Annotated in this window: 15 protein-coding genes; 13 read left to right on the top strand and 2 right to left on the bottom strand. The window is 42.1% G+C overall.

The window, feature by feature from the left end:
- Positions 1-77 precede the first annotated feature (77 nt).
- The 3 genes from M3234_RS04525 (at position 78) to M3234_RS04515 (ending at position 2,484) form a co-directional block, all read left to right on the top strand.
- Positions 78-839, top strand: a complete 762-nt coding sequence (locus M3234_RS04525; RefSeq protein ID WP_262303524.1) for a ParA family protein — start codon at positions 78-80, stop codon at positions 837-839.
- Entirely contained in the window at positions 832-1,683 is an 852-nt protein-coding gene (locus tag M3234_RS04520; RefSeq protein WP_262303523.1) for a ParB/RepB/Spo0J family partition protein, read from the top strand. The genes M3234_RS04525 and M3234_RS04520 overlap by 8 nt, the downstream gene beginning before the upstream one ends.
- A gap of 96 nt (positions 1,684-1,779) precedes the next feature.
- Positions 1,780-2,484, top strand: coding sequence for a DUF554 domain-containing protein (locus M3234_RS04515; RefSeq protein WP_262303522.1), 705 nt, complete (start codon positions 1,780-1,782; stop codon positions 2,482-2,484).
- Positions 2,485-2,518: 34 nt separating this feature from the next.
- On the opposite strand, the gene yyaC is transcribed toward M3234_RS04515, so the two are convergent.
- The gene (gene yyaC, locus M3234_RS04510) at positions 2,519-3,133 is read right to left on the bottom strand and encodes a spore protease YyaC (protein WP_262303521.1); all 615 of its coding nucleotides are present in this window, start codon (positions 3,131-3,133) and stop codon (positions 2,519-2,521) included.
- 163 nt (positions 3,134-3,296) lie between these two features.
- Between yyaC and M3234_RS04505 the strand changes: the two genes are divergently transcribed.
- The 3 genes from M3234_RS04505 (at position 3,297) to M3234_RS04495 (ending at position 6,471) form a co-directional block, all read left to right on the top strand.
- A complete protein-coding gene (locus M3234_RS04505) occupies positions 3,297-4,184 on the top strand; it encodes a mechanosensitive ion channel family protein (RefSeq protein ID WP_262303520.1) in 888 nt (295 codons plus the stop codon).
- An 11-nt stretch (positions 4,185-4,195) separates the two neighbouring features.
- Positions 4,196-4,396, top strand: coding sequence for a DUF951 domain-containing protein (locus M3234_RS04500; protein ID WP_262303519.1), 201 nt, complete (start codon positions 4,196-4,198; stop codon positions 4,394-4,396).
- Between the two features lie 71 nt (positions 4,397-4,467).
- Positions 4,468-6,471: a molybdopterin-dependent oxidoreductase gene (locus tag M3234_RS04495; RefSeq protein ID WP_262303518.1), complete on the top strand. Its 2,004-nt coding sequence runs from the start codon at positions 4,468-4,470 to the stop codon at positions 6,469-6,471.
- A gap of 48 nt (positions 6,472-6,519) precedes the next feature.
- Here M3234_RS04495 and M3234_RS04490 read toward each other — a convergent pair whose 3' ends face one another.
- Positions 6,520-9,066, bottom strand: a complete 2,547-nt coding sequence (locus M3234_RS04490) for an SH3 domain-containing protein (protein WP_262303517.1) — start codon at positions 9,064-9,066, stop codon at positions 6,520-6,522.
- 308 nt (positions 9,067-9,374) lie between these two features.
- Between M3234_RS04490 and ychF the strand changes: the two genes are divergently transcribed.
- The 7 genes from ychF (at position 9,375) to rplI (ending at position 15,296) form a co-directional block, all read left to right on the top strand.
- Complete coding sequence (gene ychF, locus M3234_RS04485; RefSeq protein ID WP_262303516.1) at positions 9,375-10,475, top strand: redox-regulated ATPase YchF; 1,101 nt, start codon at positions 9,375-9,377, stop codon at positions 10,473-10,475.
- Positions 10,476-10,645: 170 nt separating this feature from the next.
- Positions 10,646-10,933, top strand: coding sequence for a 30S ribosomal protein S6 (gene rpsF, locus M3234_RS04480; RefSeq protein WP_262303515.1), 288 nt, complete (start codon positions 10,646-10,648; stop codon positions 10,931-10,933).
- A 64-nt stretch (positions 10,934-10,997) separates the two neighbouring features.
- Positions 10,998-11,504 carry a single-stranded DNA-binding protein gene (ssb, locus tag M3234_RS04475; protein WP_262303514.1) on the top strand — a complete coding sequence of 169 codons (507 nt, stop codon included), beginning with the start codon at positions 10,998-11,000 and terminating at the stop codon, positions 11,502-11,504.
- Positions 11,505-11,551: 47 nt separating this feature from the next.
- Entirely contained in the window at positions 11,552-11,791 is a 240-nt protein-coding gene (gene rpsR / locus M3234_RS04470) for a 30S ribosomal protein S18 (protein ID WP_262303513.1), read from the top strand.
- Positions 11,792-11,906: 115 nt separating this feature from the next.
- Complete coding sequence (locus M3234_RS04465; RefSeq protein ID WP_262303512.1) at positions 11,907-12,851, top strand: YybS family protein; 945 nt, start codon at positions 11,907-11,909, stop codon at positions 12,849-12,851.
- Between the two features lie 25 nt (positions 12,852-12,876).
- On the top strand, positions 12,877-14,850 hold the full coding sequence (locus M3234_RS04460) for a DHH family phosphoesterase (RefSeq protein ID WP_262303511.1): 1,974 nt from the start codon (positions 12,877-12,879) through the stop codon (positions 14,848-14,850).
- Positions 14,847-15,296, top strand: a complete 450-nt coding sequence (gene rplI, locus M3234_RS04455) for a 50S ribosomal protein L9 (protein WP_262303510.1) — start codon at positions 14,847-14,849, stop codon at positions 15,294-15,296. Before M3234_RS04460 ends, rplI begins: the two co-directional genes overlap by 4 nt.
- Positions 15,297-15,313 lie beyond the last annotated feature (17 nt).

The raw sequence follows: 15,313 nt of genomic DNA, 5'->3' as shown, positions 1-15,313 counted from the left end.
TAACCCCATAAGGATTTCCGGTAAATCAGTAGATTCACAGAATGAAATTTTTAAAGAATAAAAGGGTAGGTGGCATCGTGGGTAAAATCCTTGCAATCGCGAACCAAAAAGGCGGAGTCGGGAAAACCACTACCTCTGTCAACCTGGGCGCCTGCTTAGCACATATAGGAAAGCGTGTCTTGTTAGTCGACATTGACCCGCAGGGAAATGCAACAAGCGGGATTGGAATTGAAAAGGCAGAAGTAGAACAGTGCATATATGATGTTTTAGTCGATGATGTCGAAGCGAAGGATGTTATTAAGCCGTCACCGGTCGAAAATTTATATGCCATCCCGGCAACGATTCAATTGGCTGGTGCGGAAATTGAACTCGTTCCGACCATCTCAAGAGAGGTTCGCCTAAAACGTGCACTTGAAGAAGTGAAGGATCAATTTGATTATGTTATTATCGATTGCCCTCCTTCTTTGGGGCTTTTGACTATCAATGCGCTAACCGCTTCCGATGCGGTCTTAATTCCAGTTCAGTGCGAGTATTATGCACTGGAAGGCTTAAGCCAACTGCTAAATACGGTCAGGCTTGTACAAAAGCATTTAAACTCAGATTTAAAAATTGAAGGCGTGCTATTAACGATGCTTGATGCCAGAACCAATCTGGGCATTCAGGTTATTGAGGAAGTAAAGAAGTACTTTCAGGATAAAGTCTATAAAACCATCATTCCAAGAAATGTTCGTCTAAGTGAAGCTCCAAGCCATGGGGAACCAATCATTACCTATGATTCGAAATCCCGTGGTGCAGAAGTATATTTAGAATTGGCAAAGGAAGTGGTCGCAAATGGCTAAAGGCTTGGGGAAAGGCCTAAATGCATTTTTTAGTATGGAGGCCGGCAAGGAAGAGACGGTTCAAGAAATCAAGGTCAATGAACTGCGCCCAAATCCGTATCAGCCCCGCAAACACTTCCAGAAAGAGGCGATTGAGGATTTAAAGGCTTCGATATTGGAGCACGGAATCCTCCAGCCCATCATCGTCAGAAAAAGTATTAAGGGGTATGAAATTGTTGTCGGGGAACGGCGATTCCGCGCAGCCAAGGAAGCAAAGCTGGAAACTGTTCCTGCTGTTGTCCGTGAGTTAACGGAGCAGCAGATGATGGAATTGGCGGTGCTTGAAAACCTGCAGCGAGAAGACTTAAATCCGATTGAAGAGGCGATTGCCTATCAAACTTTGATGGACAAGCTAAAGCTGACGCAGGAAGAAGTCGCCAAGCGGTTAGGAAAAAGTAGACCGCATGTGGCAAACCATATCCGCCTCCTCTCCCTCCCGCCGAAAATTCAAGAGTTGATATCTGATGGGAAGATTACGATGGGGCATGGCCGTGCATTATTAGGCTTACGCCAAAAGAACAAGCTTGCCGCGATAGTGGAAAAAGTGATCCAGGAGTCCTTAAACGTCCGCCAATTAGAAAAGTGGATTCAGCAATTAAATGAAAATGTTCCACGTGAAACAAAAAAGCCGGACCAGAAAAAGGATGTTTTCCTCATCGAACGCGAACATTCACTGCGTGAACGGTTTGGAACGGCTGTTCACATTAAAAAGAACAAACATAAAGGCAAAATTGAAATAGAATTCTTCACCGAAGAGGATCTGGAGCGGATTCTGGAATTATTGGGTCAAAATGAAGAACTTTAACCATCGGTTTGATGGTTTTTTTTTCTTTTCAATGGCAAAAAAAAATGATAGTTTAATACTATTATCATTTCGTAAAGCGAAAAAAGGGGAACAGCTATGTTTTTATTGGGAACACTTGTAAATGGATTATTGATTGTGATTGGCACTTTGCTGGGGAAGCTGTTAAATCGGATCCCTGAGACCATGAAGGATACAGTCATGAAGGCCATTGGACTGGCAGTCATGGTATTAGGGCTGCAAATGGGCTTCAAAAGTGAGAATTTTCTTATTGTTATTATCAGTCTAGTTGCTGGTGCCGTCTTAGGTGAAATGCTTAGGTTGGAAGATAAGTTAAATGAATTAGGAAATTGGCTGGAAAGCAAGCTTGGCTCGAATGGGAAGGGCAGTATTTCTGAGGGCTTTGTCACCGCTACATTAATTTTTGTCATCGGTGCAATGGCCATTATTGGTGCGCTCGATAGCGGAATTCGCGGCGATCATGATGTTCTGTACACAAAATCGCTGCTTGACGGATTTACCTCGTTAATTCTGACAACCACCCTCGGGATAGGGGTAATTTTTTCAGCCATCCCGGTCGTGCTTTATCAAGGTCTTATTGCCTTATTTGCTACCCAAATTGATTTATTTGTGCCCAAGGCATTGATGGATCAGTTTATTGTTGAAATGACTGCAACAGGCGGAATCATGATTTTTGCCATTGGGCTAAATATGATCGGCCTGACAAAAATCAAGGTGGGCAACCTCCTCCCTGGCATCGTGGTGGTCGGAGTTGTTGTGGCCATACTTTATGCAATGAACTAATTTAAGAGCACCGCTGTGACAAGCGATGCTCTTTTCAATTCGTTTTTTCCTCTTCCATCCATTCCAGTTCAGACCAGCTTTGTCTGGGATATTGCAAGCTTGCCTGGTAGATTCCATTCGCAATGGTTTTTGCCATCTTCATCACCAGATTCAATCGGGTGTTCTGTAAAACGAAAAATTCCATAAAGCCACTGACATTGACAATACCGGTTATATGAATTTCGCCTACGGCTGGCAACTCTTTATTTACTCCGGCTCCGGGTTTGACAGGCCCGTGTCCCAGTTGAATAACGCCTACATTTTTGATCCGGCCAAGGCAGGCATCAATGCCGATCAAATATGGATTCCTGTGCTTAGCGTTGATTTCTTTCAGTCTCTCTTCAAGATTGACAGCATGTATCGGCTGGTCCAAGGTTCCATAAACATAAAAGGGCGAAGGATCCTTTTCCTCCAATAGAGTTCCGACAAGCGGCCCTAATGAATCTCCAGTAGAACGATCGGTGCCTATGCAGACAAATACAATCGGACGAGTTGTTACCGCCGGGATATTAGCAAGCAATTCTTCAGCCAATGTTTCAGTAGCTTGAAACTCGTCATGCATAATATTTGTTTTGGCAATCCGATTAAACAGCTTTGCCTTCAGATTCATTAAGTCCACTCCCTTAACTCGGTGATTTGCCTTAACAGTATACGGAAAATTCAGGAAGTCTATACATGCTGTAAGGGAGAAAAAGAAAAATTCACAATGCTATTCTCTCCAATGAAAAATTGATAAAATAAATGTGGTAGGCAAGACAAAGGATGGTGCATAAATGGTTCTTGATAATAAGACTCTTACTCAAAAAGGTATTCAGAAATTAGTAGATAAATTCCAAAATGAAGATACATGGTTAAATATTGGCGAAGGCATTTTAAAAATTATTATTATCCTAGTTATTGCAAATATATTGATTCGAATCGGCAAAGCTGCGATTCATAACATATTTAAGATTAGAAATCTCTCTCCACTCAGAACAAATGCCAGGAGGGAAGAAACGCTATCCAAGCTTCTTGACAATATCCTTTCGTATGTAGTCTACTTTATCGCCTTTATGACAATCCTTTCGGTTTTTAATATTGATGTGAAGGCACTGCTTGCAGGAGCGGGAATTGTCGGACTGGCGGTAGGTTTTGGAGCGCAAAGTTTGGTAAAGGATGTAATTACCGGCTTCTTTATTATTTTTGAAGACCAATTTTCCGTAGGAGACCATGTGCGACTCGGTCAGTTTGAGGGTGATGTTGAAGCCATTGGCTTACGAACGACAAAAATAAAAAATTGGACAGGCGAGGTCCATGTCATTCCAAATGGGAGCATTGTCGAGGTGACAAATTTCTCGATTAACAATAGTGTGGCAGTTGTCGATATCAGCATTGCTTATGAAGAAAATATCGATGAAGCACAAAGGGTAATTGAAGAATTGCTGGATACAATGCCCGGGCGGTATGAAGAATTGGTTAAACGACCAGATTTACTGGGTATTCAAAATTTTGGGCCGCATGAAGTGGTACTACGGATTGTAGCTGAAACGGCCCCAATGAAACATTTTGGCTTGGCCCGTAAAATTCGCAGCGATGTTAAACAACAATTGGATAAGCACGGAATTGAAATTCCGTATCCACGGCTTGTTATGTTTTCAAAAGAACCAGGAAAAGGCGTTTAGGGGGGATAGTAATGGAAGAAAAAGAGTTTGGATTAAACGACGTGGTCGAGATGAAAAAACAGCATCCGTGCGGCACAAATCGCTGGAAAGTTATCCGTATGGGCATGGATATCAGGATTAAATGCGAGGGTTGCGGCCACAGCGTCATGATCCCAAGAAAAGAGTTTTCCCGAAAAATGAAAAAGATTCTTTTGAAGCATCAGGAGGAATAATCTTCATGCTTCTTTTTTTTTGTGAACTATATTATTCTATAGGATAATTAGAGATATCTGGGGGTGGAGAGATGACGACTGTGGTAAAAGCGGCCTGTCCATTAAATTGCTGGGATAGCTGCGGGTTTAACGTAACCATTGATAATGGCAGAGTAGTAAAAGTTGAGGGCGACCCGGACCATCCCATTACAAAGGGTAAAATTTGCGGGCGCGGGCGAATGCTGGAAACTAGGACGAATTCATCACAGCGGCTCTTGTACCCGTTGAAAAAAATAAATGGACACTTTGAACAAATTACTTGGGAACAAGCACTAAGTGAGATTGCTGAGAAACTATCAGTAATCAGGGAAAAATACGGTACTACGGCTGTGCTTCACAGTCATGATTATGCCAATAACGGCATTTTAAAAAACGTGGATCAGCGGTTTTTTAATTGCTATGGCGGTGTGACGGAACTTTACGGCTCACTTTGCTGGGGGGCGGGAATAGAAGCGCAAAAATGGGATTTTGGCAATGCCTGGAGCCATGAACCAAACGATATCTACAATAGTAAAAATATCATCATTTGGGGCAGAAATGTCGCCCGGACAAACATGCACTTTTATGAGAAGCTGGTTGAGGCGAAAAAACTTGGCGCCAAGCTGATTGTCATTGACCCGCTGTTTAATGCTACGGCCAAAATTGCCGATCAGCATATTACCATTAAACCAGGAATGGATGGTCTCCTTGCTGCTGGAGTGATGAAGGAAATGCTCCGGTTGGGTCTGGAGGATACAGGATTTATTGAACAATCAACATACGGATTTGATGATTTGATGGGACTTCTTGAAGGAATATCGTTAGACCGGATTAGTGAAATGACGGAAGTTCCTTTGAATGTAATTACTAAACTAGCCTATGTTTATGCTGATAAACCTACTTCAACCTATATAGGTTTGGGGCTGCAGCGCTACCATAATGGTGGGAATACGATCCGGTTGATTGACGCGTTAGTTGCCGTAAGCGGAAATATTGGAATTCCTGGCGGCGGGGCCAATTATGCCAATCTGCAGGTCGGGCAAAGCTTCTCTTTTGACGAATTGACATTGTCCAAACGACGGAAGAACCATCGGCGGTTTTCTATCATGAAACAGGCAGAGGGAATTTTGGAGGCAAAAAATCCGGAAATTAAAATGATTATTGTAACCTGCGGCAATCCGTTAACCCAAGTGCCTGATTCGAATATTGTCCAAAAGGCATTTTCATCAGTTGAAACTCTTGTTGTAATTGACCAGTTTATGACTGATACGGCAAAAGAGGCGGATTATGTACTGCCGGCAGCAACCTCGTTTGAGGAAGAGGATTTTTATTATTCCTCTATGTATCATCACTTTATCAATTATGGACCAAAGCTGGTGGATGCTCCTGGAGAGGCAAAATCCGATTTATGGATTTGGACTGAGCTCGCACACCGGCTGGGATTTGGTCAGGATTTTGATTATTCCAGGGACGAGTGGCTGAAAATGACGTTGGAGCCATTGCGTGAGCACGGCTTGACACTAGAAGGGTTAAAAAGGCAACAAAACTTGGAGTTGCCGGTTGCCAAAATTCCGTGGCAGGACCGAAGGTTTGCGACTACTACCGGAAAGTTTGAATTTACTTCAATTCTCGGGCAGCAAAAAGGGGATTCAGGCTTGCTTAAATTGGCAGTCCCTGAAGAATCCAAGTGGGCCAATCCTTCCCTTGCTGCCCGATACCCATATAGTTTGTTAACCATTCATCCAATGCGTTCCAATCACTCGCAAAACTATCATCTGTTAACTGGCAGTGTGAAACTTAAAGTTGAGGTTGCCCAAAACATAGCTGATCAATTAGGATTAGAAAATGGGGATTATGTTCGTGTCTGGAACAATCGCGGAGAAGTAAAAGGCTTTGTCTCCGTTCTGCCTGCTGCCCACCCCAACACGATTAATATTGATGAAGGAATCTGGAAGAGGTTTGGCGGTCCGGTCAATAATCTGACTTCTAGCAATGAATCTGATAACGGACTCGGGAGCACTTTATATGATTGCCTTGTCAATCTAGAAAAGCTTTAAAAGATTAAAAAGAAGGCCTTTCCGTTAACGGAAAGGCCCTCTTTTAAACTACTTATATTGCGGAATTTCAAGGTATAGTTTATATGAATCTAGCAAACTATATAAATTATTGATTTGATAGACTTGCTTAGCTGCCCAGCCAATGTCTGTCGCATACTGGTGGGAAGCATAGCCTTTTGTTGAAGCGGAAGCGGGATTCCATCTCATTTTATAAAGAGTATCTTGCCCCGCATTAATGTACCCATTGGCAATAAATTGAGCTCCACCAATAATGGCCTCCTCTGGTGTAAACCATCCTGCATTATAGGCAAATTGGGCCCCGCTTTCAAGCGCGGAATTGTCATATGCTCCAATCCCAAACATATTATAGACTTTTTTTCCATTCACCTCTACACCGGTGGCAAGCGGGGATCTACCATTGCTTGTTTCCAGCAGGGCATGGGAAATTAAATAAATCTCATTAATTCCATACATGCTTCCTGCCGTAACAAAAGAGGAAGCCATTCCTTGTAAAATACCTTTTCCAGAAAGGATTCTTTGATTGATTTCATCTGGATTTAGGTTGGCAGAGACCGATAGTTTAAGGAATTGCAGGGAATCAACCGTGTTGCTTAAAAAATTATTGGGATTAATATAATAGGCAACATCTTCGTGATTTGCATTTACCCATGTTTTGTTATAGGCAACTTTATACCATTCATATCCGTCCGAACCTGTTATTTTATCAAGGATTTGAAGATTTTCATTCCCCTTGACTTGTCCGACTACCCAATGCTCTGTACCGGCGCCGCCTCTTAAATTCCAGACTGAGCCGGTAACAGTACCGATTGTAGGACTGTTTAGGGTTATGGCATCCGCTCGAATGTAAGTGTCATATTTTTTATCTGTTTGCTGACTGACTTTCATTTCGATTTTTACCATATCATCTAAGCTGATATCATAGTTTTCATAAACCATTTCGACGTTATTGCCAGCCATGTTTGGATTAAATGGTGCAGTATTTGATAAATATTGTGAACTGATATAGCCTGTTTTACCGTTTGCGGTCACCTTTGACCAGCCGTTTAATTCTGACTCCACAACAACAATTGTCCCTCTTGCCAGCTTTGTGATGATGCCTGACTTTGTGGAAGGTTCCGAGCGCATGTTTAAGCTTGATCCGTAAATTACATTTACAAATTTTTTGTTCGATAAATCATTAACTTGCTCTGAGCCACTGTCTGGAGTGGAATCTTCCCCATTATTTTCCGACCGTGTTGGTTCTGAACCCGCAGCAGGTTTTGTTTCAGATAGGTAACGGGCATCCACGTATCCATTTTGTCCGTAAGCTTCAATTTTGGCCCAGCCCTCCGATTCTGAAACAACAGTGATTTCAACGCCGCGTGCTAGCTTGGTAAGAATCGATGCATCCGTTGAAGGGCTTGTGCGCATGTTTAATGGGGAGTCGAGACTTACATTTACATACTTTGTAACTGTTTTTGGCTCTTCCTTTGGCATCGAACTAGAGTTTCCTTTAGCGGGGGAGAGATATTCGGTACTAACGTATCCATCCTGCCCATTTACTTTAATTTTCGCCCAGCCATTCTCTTCCCAATAAAATGTCACTTCGGTACCGGCTTGAAGCTTTGTAAGAATGCCAGATGTAACAGAAGGGCTTTTTCTGACATTCAAATTTGAGCCGGGACTTACATTCACATATTTAGTAGTTGTCGGAGTTGGTGTCTCGGTTGGTTTGATAACTGTATTTGGGTTTTCTTTGGATAAATAGGTTGAGCTGACATAACCGGTTTGTCCATAAACCTCTATCTTTGCCCACCCGGCAGATTCCGATAAAACCTTCACTTCGGTTCCTTTTGCCAGTTTAACAATCACAGAAGAACTGGTAGAAGCGCCATTCCTCATATTTAGAGAGCCGCTTATTAACTTTACATATTTAGTGATTGGTGCAGCAGCTTGCGGGGCAGGCGCTGGTGATGCTGGCGTTTCAGGTAAAGATGAAGTGCCTTGTTTTTGAGCCGCTAAATATTGTGAACTGACAAACCCATCTTTTCCATTGGCATTTACCTTAGCCCAGCCATTCGCTTCCCAATACACTGTAACAGTTGTTCCTTTCGTTAAAGCAGCTATGACTGCTGAACTTGTAGAGGCTGCATTTCTTAGGTTAAGTGTCCCCTTGTTTACATCCACATATTTAGTGGTCACTTCAGAGGGTGGCTTCGCAGCTGAAGTGACAGGGGGGCCGGCAGATAAATAGCTAGTACTAACATATCCAGTCTTTCCGTTCGCATTTACCTTAGCCCAGCCATTATTTTCGGAATATACAGTTACTGCAGTTCCTTTTGTAAGAGATGAAATGACAGTTGATTGAGTGGAAGCGCCATTTCTCAAATTTAGAGACCCATTTGCTGTATTGACATATTTGATTGTTGTACTTACTTGAGCTGTATTGGTTTCTGCAAAAACATCATCTTTAAAAGCAACCGTCGAGAGGGCAGCAAAACAAATGGTAGGCAATATGGCCTTTTTCATAACGCTGGAAGATGTTCGCAACTCTTTATACTTTCTCAATCGGCTTGGCAATTGAATTGTTTCCATTTCTCCTCCCCCAATAAACACAATTTCCTATTAATATGTAAAATTCCCCAAAAAGTGAGGAGAAAATAATAGATTTATATTAAATTTTACCATAATTACTAGAAAAGTAGAGAATTTTGTAGAAAATTGTTGCTATTATGGAATATTTTTCTGGTATTTATTTAAATTGGCTTCTTTTTTATTCTGTAGGCAGGAAACATCATTCTTTCTTGTTTTTTCAACAGGAAATGCCTATAATTGTGAAAGGCTTGTGTATGTAACTGACACGTAAGTTTAAATAGATATCAATTTCTTGAGGAGTGAAGTAAATGGCTTTAACAGCTGGTATTGTAGGGCTGCCAAACGTCGGCAAGTCTACATTGTTTAATGCAATTACCCAAGCAGGAGCGGAATCAGCCAACTACCCTTTCTGTACGATTGATCCAAACGTCGGAATCGTTGAAGTGCCGGATCATCGTCTGCAAAAGCTGACCGAATTGGTACAGCCGAAAAAGACAGTTCCAACAACATTTGAATTTACCGATATTGCGGGAATCGTTAAAGGGGCAAGTAAGGGTGAAGGTTTAGGGAATAAATTCCTTTCTCATATCCGTGAAGTAGATGCCATCTGCCAAGTAGTGCGCTGCTTTGCTGATGATAACATCACCCATGTGGCTGGTAAAGTCGACCCGATTTCTGATATTGAAACCATTAATCTTGAATTAATCCTTGCCGATATGGAGTCGGTCGAAAAACGAATTACCCGGGTTGAAAAATTAGCCAAACAAAAGGATAAAGAATCCGTTGCGGAATTTGAAGTCCTATCGATGCTACGTGAAGCTTTTGAGGCGGAAAAACCGGCTCGTTCGATCGAGTTTACCGATGAGCAGATGAAAATCGCAAGAAACCTGCATTTGTTAACCATTAAGCCGGTACTTTATGTGGCCAACGTCGGCGAAGACGATGTCGCTAACCCATCGGAAAATGAATATGTGCAAAAGGTACGTGATTATGCAGCAAATGAAAATGCGGAAGTGATCATTGTCTGCGCGAAAATTGAAGAGGAAATTGCTGAGCTTGAAGGAGAAGAAAAGGCGATGTTCCTTGAAGAACTTGGAATTGAAGAATCCGGCCTTGATCAATTAATCCGGACTGCCTACAGCCTGCTCGGTTTGGCGACCTACTTTACTGCAGGTGTCCAGGAAGTTCGAGCTTGGACGTTTAAAAAGGGCATGAAAGCACCGCAATGTGCCGGGATTATTCACTCTGATTTTGAACGCGGCTTTATTCGGGCAGAAACGGTTTCCTTTGATGACCTGCTGGCTGCGGGGAGCCATAATGCCGCCAAAGAAGCGGGAAAAGTCCGCCTAGAAGGTAAAGACTATGAAGTAAAAGACGGCGATGTCATGCATTTCCGTTTTAACGTATAATCATTTTGGAGCTGACCGAATATGTCAGCTTCTTTTTGGCTAATAAAACGACTTTGTTGTGAAGGTCGTTGCATTTCATCATTACCTGTGCTATAATTTTAACTTGTGAGTAATGAATAATTGCTCCTTGCCCACATAAGGGCCGTTTAGACCAAAAGGAGGTGACAGTGATGAACAAGTACGAAATCATGTACATCATCCGTCCAAACATTGAAGATGAAGCGAAAAAGGCTCTTGTAGAGCGTTTTAACAACATCCTTACTGAAAATGGCGCTGAAGCCGTTGATACGAAGGATTGGGGCAAACGCCGCCTTGCTTACGAAATCAATGATTTCCGTGACGGATACTATCAAATCGTAAAAACGACATCTTCGTCTGCAGCAGTTCAAGAATTTGCTCGTCTTGCGAAGATCAACGAAGATATCATTCGCCATATCGTAATTAAAGAAGAAAACTAAGATAAATTTCTGGATAAAAATGTTTCACGTGAAACATTTTATTGGGGAAAAGGAGTTGATTCTGATGATAAATCGTGTTGTGCTTGTCGGCCGTTTAACAAAAGACCCTGACTTGAAGTATACGCCAAACGGAATTGCAGTGGCCACTTTTACCCTTGCAGTCAATCGTACATTTTCTAATCCGCAAGGTGAACGTGAAGCAGACTTTCTTAACATTGTTGTGTGGAGAAAGGCCGCTGAAAATGTGGCGAATTTCCTAAAAAAGGGGAGTTTGGCAGGTGTAGATGGCAGAATCCAAGTTCGCACATATGAACAGGACGGAAAACGTCAGTATTTCACTGAAATTGTTGCTGATTCTGTTCAATTCTTAGAACCAAGAAATGCATCCAATGCCGGTGGCGGTGGCAGAAGCAACGACTATGGGGCTCCTCCAATGGAACCGCAAGGAAATCCATATGGCGGCAATCAGAATCAACGACAAAACTCCAACCAGGGTTATACAAAAGTGAATGATGATCCATTTGCCGGAAGCGGTCAAATCGACATTTCCGACGATGATCTTCCATTCTGATGCTAACCAACTTCGAACGGATACAATAAATAAAGGAGGGAATTTTCATGGCAGGTGGACGTAAAGGCGGACGTGCTAAACGTCGTAAAGTGTGCTATTTCACATCAAACGGAATCACTCACATCGATTATAAAGATGTTGATTTACTGAAGAAATTCATCTCTGAGCGTGGAAAGATTTTACCACGCCGTGTAACTGGCACAAGTGCTAAATATCAACGCAAATTGACAGTTGCAATCAAACGTGCTCGTCAAATGGCATTGCTACCATTCGTAGCAGGAGAATAAAACTAAGAGGCAGTCGGGGTGTCGCATCTCCGCTGCCTTTTCTTTTTTTATTTGAATACTAGAGGTTTTCTGGCTAAAATTAAATGTAGTGCATCGAATGATTTGAGGTGAAGATGTGAAAAATGTCCGGAAACTGACAGAAGGCGCCATGCTTTTGGCAGTCTTTACTATTATTATGTTAATAACGTTTTATATCCCGTTATTAGGATTTTTAAATTTATTTTTACCATTGCCTTTTATCCTTTTTGCCGCTAAATATGAATGGAAATGGACCTTGGTATTTTTAGCGGCTGCCATCGGGCTTTCGTTAATTACAGGATCCATTCTGTCTGTCCCGGCAGCAATTGGGTTCGGAACAACGGGTGTTGTAATGGGAATCCTAATTCGGAAGCAAAAGGACAGATTCAATGTCCTGCTTGCGGGCTCATTTGTATTTTTAATAAACCTGATTATTATGTATGGGGTTAGTGTTATTTTCTTTAAAATCGACTTCATCACTGAAATGGTTAATACGATGAAGCAATCGCTAAATATGTCTGCCGATATGTTGAAAAGCTTTGGCCAGGAGAAAGAAGCGGAACGTACCATCGAGCAATTCAAGAAAGGGTTGGATTTGTTCAGAACATTACTGCCAACCTTATTGGTAGCCTCATCCTTCATCATTGTGTTTATGATTCAACTTGTGAATTACCCAATTATCAAACGATTTGGGATTGAAATGAAAAAATGGAAGCCCTTTAAGGACATTCGTCTGCCAAAAAGTTTGCTTTGGATCCTGATGTTCACATTGTTGGCCAGCATGCTGTTAAACCCGCAGGAAGGCACATACTGGTATGCCGCTTTGCTCAATCTTACATATGTCTTGCAAATGCTGATGGTGTTCCAGGGATATACGTTTTTATTTTATTATTTTGATGTAAAAGGAATGTCGAAAGCATTATCGATTACTTTGGCTGTTGTTTCGTTCATTATTCCAATTTTACTTTATATTGTAGGGATATTAGGTATAATTGATTTAGGTTTTGATTTAAGAAGATATCTGATAAAAAAACAGTCATGATTACTTGGTTTTGGGAGCTGAAACAATGCCTGCATTTTTAGAAAAACGGTCCATCCGTTATCCCTTTTATGGGTTAATAGGCGTAACAGTTGTATTGCTCATTTGCCTGTCATTATATAATTGGATATTAAGTTTGGCAGGCCTATTGTTAATGGTTTTTCCGCTCTATTACATGTTTCTAATCGAAAACAGGCAACGCAAGGAAATGGAAGAATATATCTCGACACTTTCTTACCGGGTTAAAAAAGTAGGCGAGGAAGCTCTCCTGGGAATGCCGATTGGGATTATGCTAATCAATGACGAATTTACAATCGAATGGACCAATCCGTTTCTTTCATCGTATTTCGATAAAGAGACGCTGGTAGGCAGTTCGCTTTATGATGTTGCCGATCATCTGCTGCCGTTAATCAAGCAAGAGGTAGAAACGGAAATTATCACGCTTCACGACCGGAAATTTCGTGTGATTCATAAACCTGAAGAACGCCTGCTGTACTTTTTTGATGTTACTGAACAAGCTGAGATTGAGAAAATGTACCAGGAAGAACGGACTGCTATTGCGATTATCTTCTTGGACAATTATGATGACTTAACGCAGGGCATGGATGATCAAATGCGTGGAAGCGTCAATAATATGGTGACTTCGATATTGAATAAATGGGCAAATGAAAATGGCATCTTCATAAAGCGGATATCATCGGAACGCTTTATTGCCGTTTTTAACGAAGGAATACTTCACAGTCTTGAAAAAGGGAAATTTGCCATTTTGGATGAAGTCAGGGAAATGACCGCCAAACAAAATGTTTCGTTTACGTTGAGTATTGGCATAGGAACGGGAGTCTCGTCATTGCCTGAACTGGGATTCTATGCCCAATCAAGCTTGGATTTGGCACTGGGCCGCGGCGGCGATCAGGTGGCCATTAAACAGCCGAATGGCAAGGTGAGATTTTACGGCGGAAAGACCAATCCGATTGAAAAACGCACAAGGGTAAGGGCCAGGGTTATTTCTCATGCCATACGGGACCTAATTGTGGCAAGTGATAAAGTCATTATCATGGGACATAAAAATCCTGATATGGATTCAATTGGTTCGGGCATCGGAATTTATAAAGTGGCCGAAATGAATCAAAAGGATGCCTATATTGTCGTTAACATGCAGGAAATGGACAGCGGCGTAAAACGGCTGATGGACGAAATCCGAAGCCAGGAGAAATTATTCTCCCGCTTTATCGGTCCGGAGGAAGCATTGGAAATTTCCACCGACAAAACCTTGCTTGTCATTGTTGATACGCATAAACCGTCACTGGTCATGGAGGAACGGCTTTTAAATAAAATTGATCATAAAATTGTTATTGACCACCATCGCCGCGGAGAAGACTTTATTGCTAATCCGCTGCTGGTTTATATGGAGCCATATGCCTCCTCCACTTCGGAATTGGTAACTGAATTTCTTGAATATCAGCCAAAACGGGGTAAAATTGAAGTAGTTGAGGCTACTGCGCTGTTGGCTGGCATTATTGTCGATACAAAGAGCTTTACGCTTAGAACAGGTTCACGAACCTTTGATGCTGCCTCTTACCTTCGCGCCCATGGTGCAGATACCATTTTGGTGCAAAAGTTCCTGAAGGAAGATGTGGATACATATATTAGGCGTTCAAAGCTGATTGAATCGGTACAATTTTACCGGGAAGGCATTGCCATTGCAGCCGGCACAGAAGATGAAATGAATGACCAAGTGCTGATTGCACAGGCAGCCGATACGCTGCTAACGATGAATGGCGTGCTTGCGTCGTTTGTCATCTCCAGACGGGCTGAAGGCATGATTGGGATTAGCGCCCGTTCATTAGGGAATGTCAATGTACAGGTAATCATGGAAAGCCTTCAAGGCGGAGGCCATCTTACAAATGCTGCAACCCAGCTGTCAGGAATTACCATCGATGAAGCGAAACTGCAGTTGAAACAGGCAATAGATGATTATTTTGAAGGGAGCAAAAAGGAATGAAGGTAATTTTTCTAAAAGATGTTAAAGGCAAAGGGAAAAAAGGCGAAATCAAAAATGTGGCCGACGGCTATGCACATAATTTTTTAATTAAACAAGGTTTGGCCGTCGAAGCGACAAACGCCAATATGAGCTCATTGGATGCCCAAAAGAAAAAGCAGGAAAAAGCTGCAGCCGAGGAACTTGCTGAAGCGAAAAAGCTGAAGGAACAATTGGAGAAAATTACAGTTGAGTTGACGGCGAAAGCAGGTGAAGGCGGCCGGCTGTTCGGCTCGATCACGACTAAGCAAGTCGCCGAAGAGCTGCAGAAGAAACACGGAATAAAAATTGATAAACGAAAAATGGAATTAGGCGATGCCATCCGCACACTCGGTCATACCAAGGTTCCTGTCAAGCTTCATCATGAAGTAATGGCAACTTTAACAGTACATGTCAAGGAAGTCAAATAATTGCCAGTTTTAATAGT

It is taken from the genome of Neobacillus niacini, from assembly GCF_023715785.1.
GTDB classification, from domain to species: domain Bacteria; phylum Bacillota; class Bacilli; order Bacillales; family Cytobacillaceae; genus Neobacillus; species Neobacillus niacini_E.
Note: the sequence above shows the minus strand (reverse complement) of the source record. Positions and strands in the feature narration are given on the sequence as shown.

Excerpts from the sequence above, each read along its gene's own strand:
- M3234_RS04495 (WP_262303518.1), top strand. The coding sequence starts at position 4,468 with ATGACGACTGTGGTAAAAGCGGCCTGTCCATTAAATTGCTGGGATAGC.
- rpsR (WP_262303513.1), top strand. The coding sequence starts at position 11,552 with ATGGCAGGTGGACGTAAAGGCGGACGTGCTAAACGTCGTAAAGTGTGC.
- yyaC (WP_262303521.1), bottom strand. The coding sequence starts at position 3,133 with ATGAATCTGAAGGCAAAGCTGTTTAATCGGATTGCCAAAACAAATATT.
- M3234_RS04515 (WP_262303522.1), top strand. The coding sequence starts at position 1,780 with ATGTTTTTATTGGGAACACTTGTAAATGGATTATTGATTGTGATTGGC.
- rpsF (WP_262303515.1), top strand. The coding sequence starts at position 10,646 with ATGAACAAGTACGAAATCATGTACATCATCCGTCCAAACATTGAAGAT.
- M3234_RS04460 (WP_262303511.1), top strand. The coding sequence starts at position 12,877 with ATGCCTGCATTTTTAGAAAAACGGTCCATCCGTTATCCCTTTTATGGG.
- M3234_RS04520 (WP_262303523.1), top strand. The coding sequence starts at position 832 with ATGGCTAAAGGCTTGGGGAAAGGCCTAAATGCATTTTTTAGTATGGAG.
- M3234_RS04500 (WP_262303519.1), top strand. The coding sequence starts at position 4,196 with ATGGAAGAAAAAGAGTTTGGATTAAACGACGTGGTCGAGATGAAAAAA.
- M3234_RS04505 (WP_262303520.1), top strand. The coding sequence starts at position 3,297 with ATGGTTCTTGATAATAAGACTCTTACTCAAAAAGGTATTCAGAAATTA.
- rplI (WP_262303510.1), top strand. The coding sequence starts at position 14,847 with ATGAAGGTAATTTTTCTAAAAGATGTTAAAGGCAAAGGGAAAAAAGGC.
- ychF (WP_262303516.1), top strand. The coding sequence starts at position 9,375 with ATGGCTTTAACAGCTGGTATTGTAGGGCTGCCAAACGTCGGCAAGTCT.
- M3234_RS04490 (WP_262303517.1), bottom strand. The coding sequence starts at position 9,066 with ATGGAAACAATTCAATTGCCAAGCCGATTGAGAAAGTATAAAGAGTTG.
- ssb (WP_262303514.1), top strand. The coding sequence starts at position 10,998 with ATGATAAATCGTGTTGTGCTTGTCGGCCGTTTAACAAAAGACCCTGAC.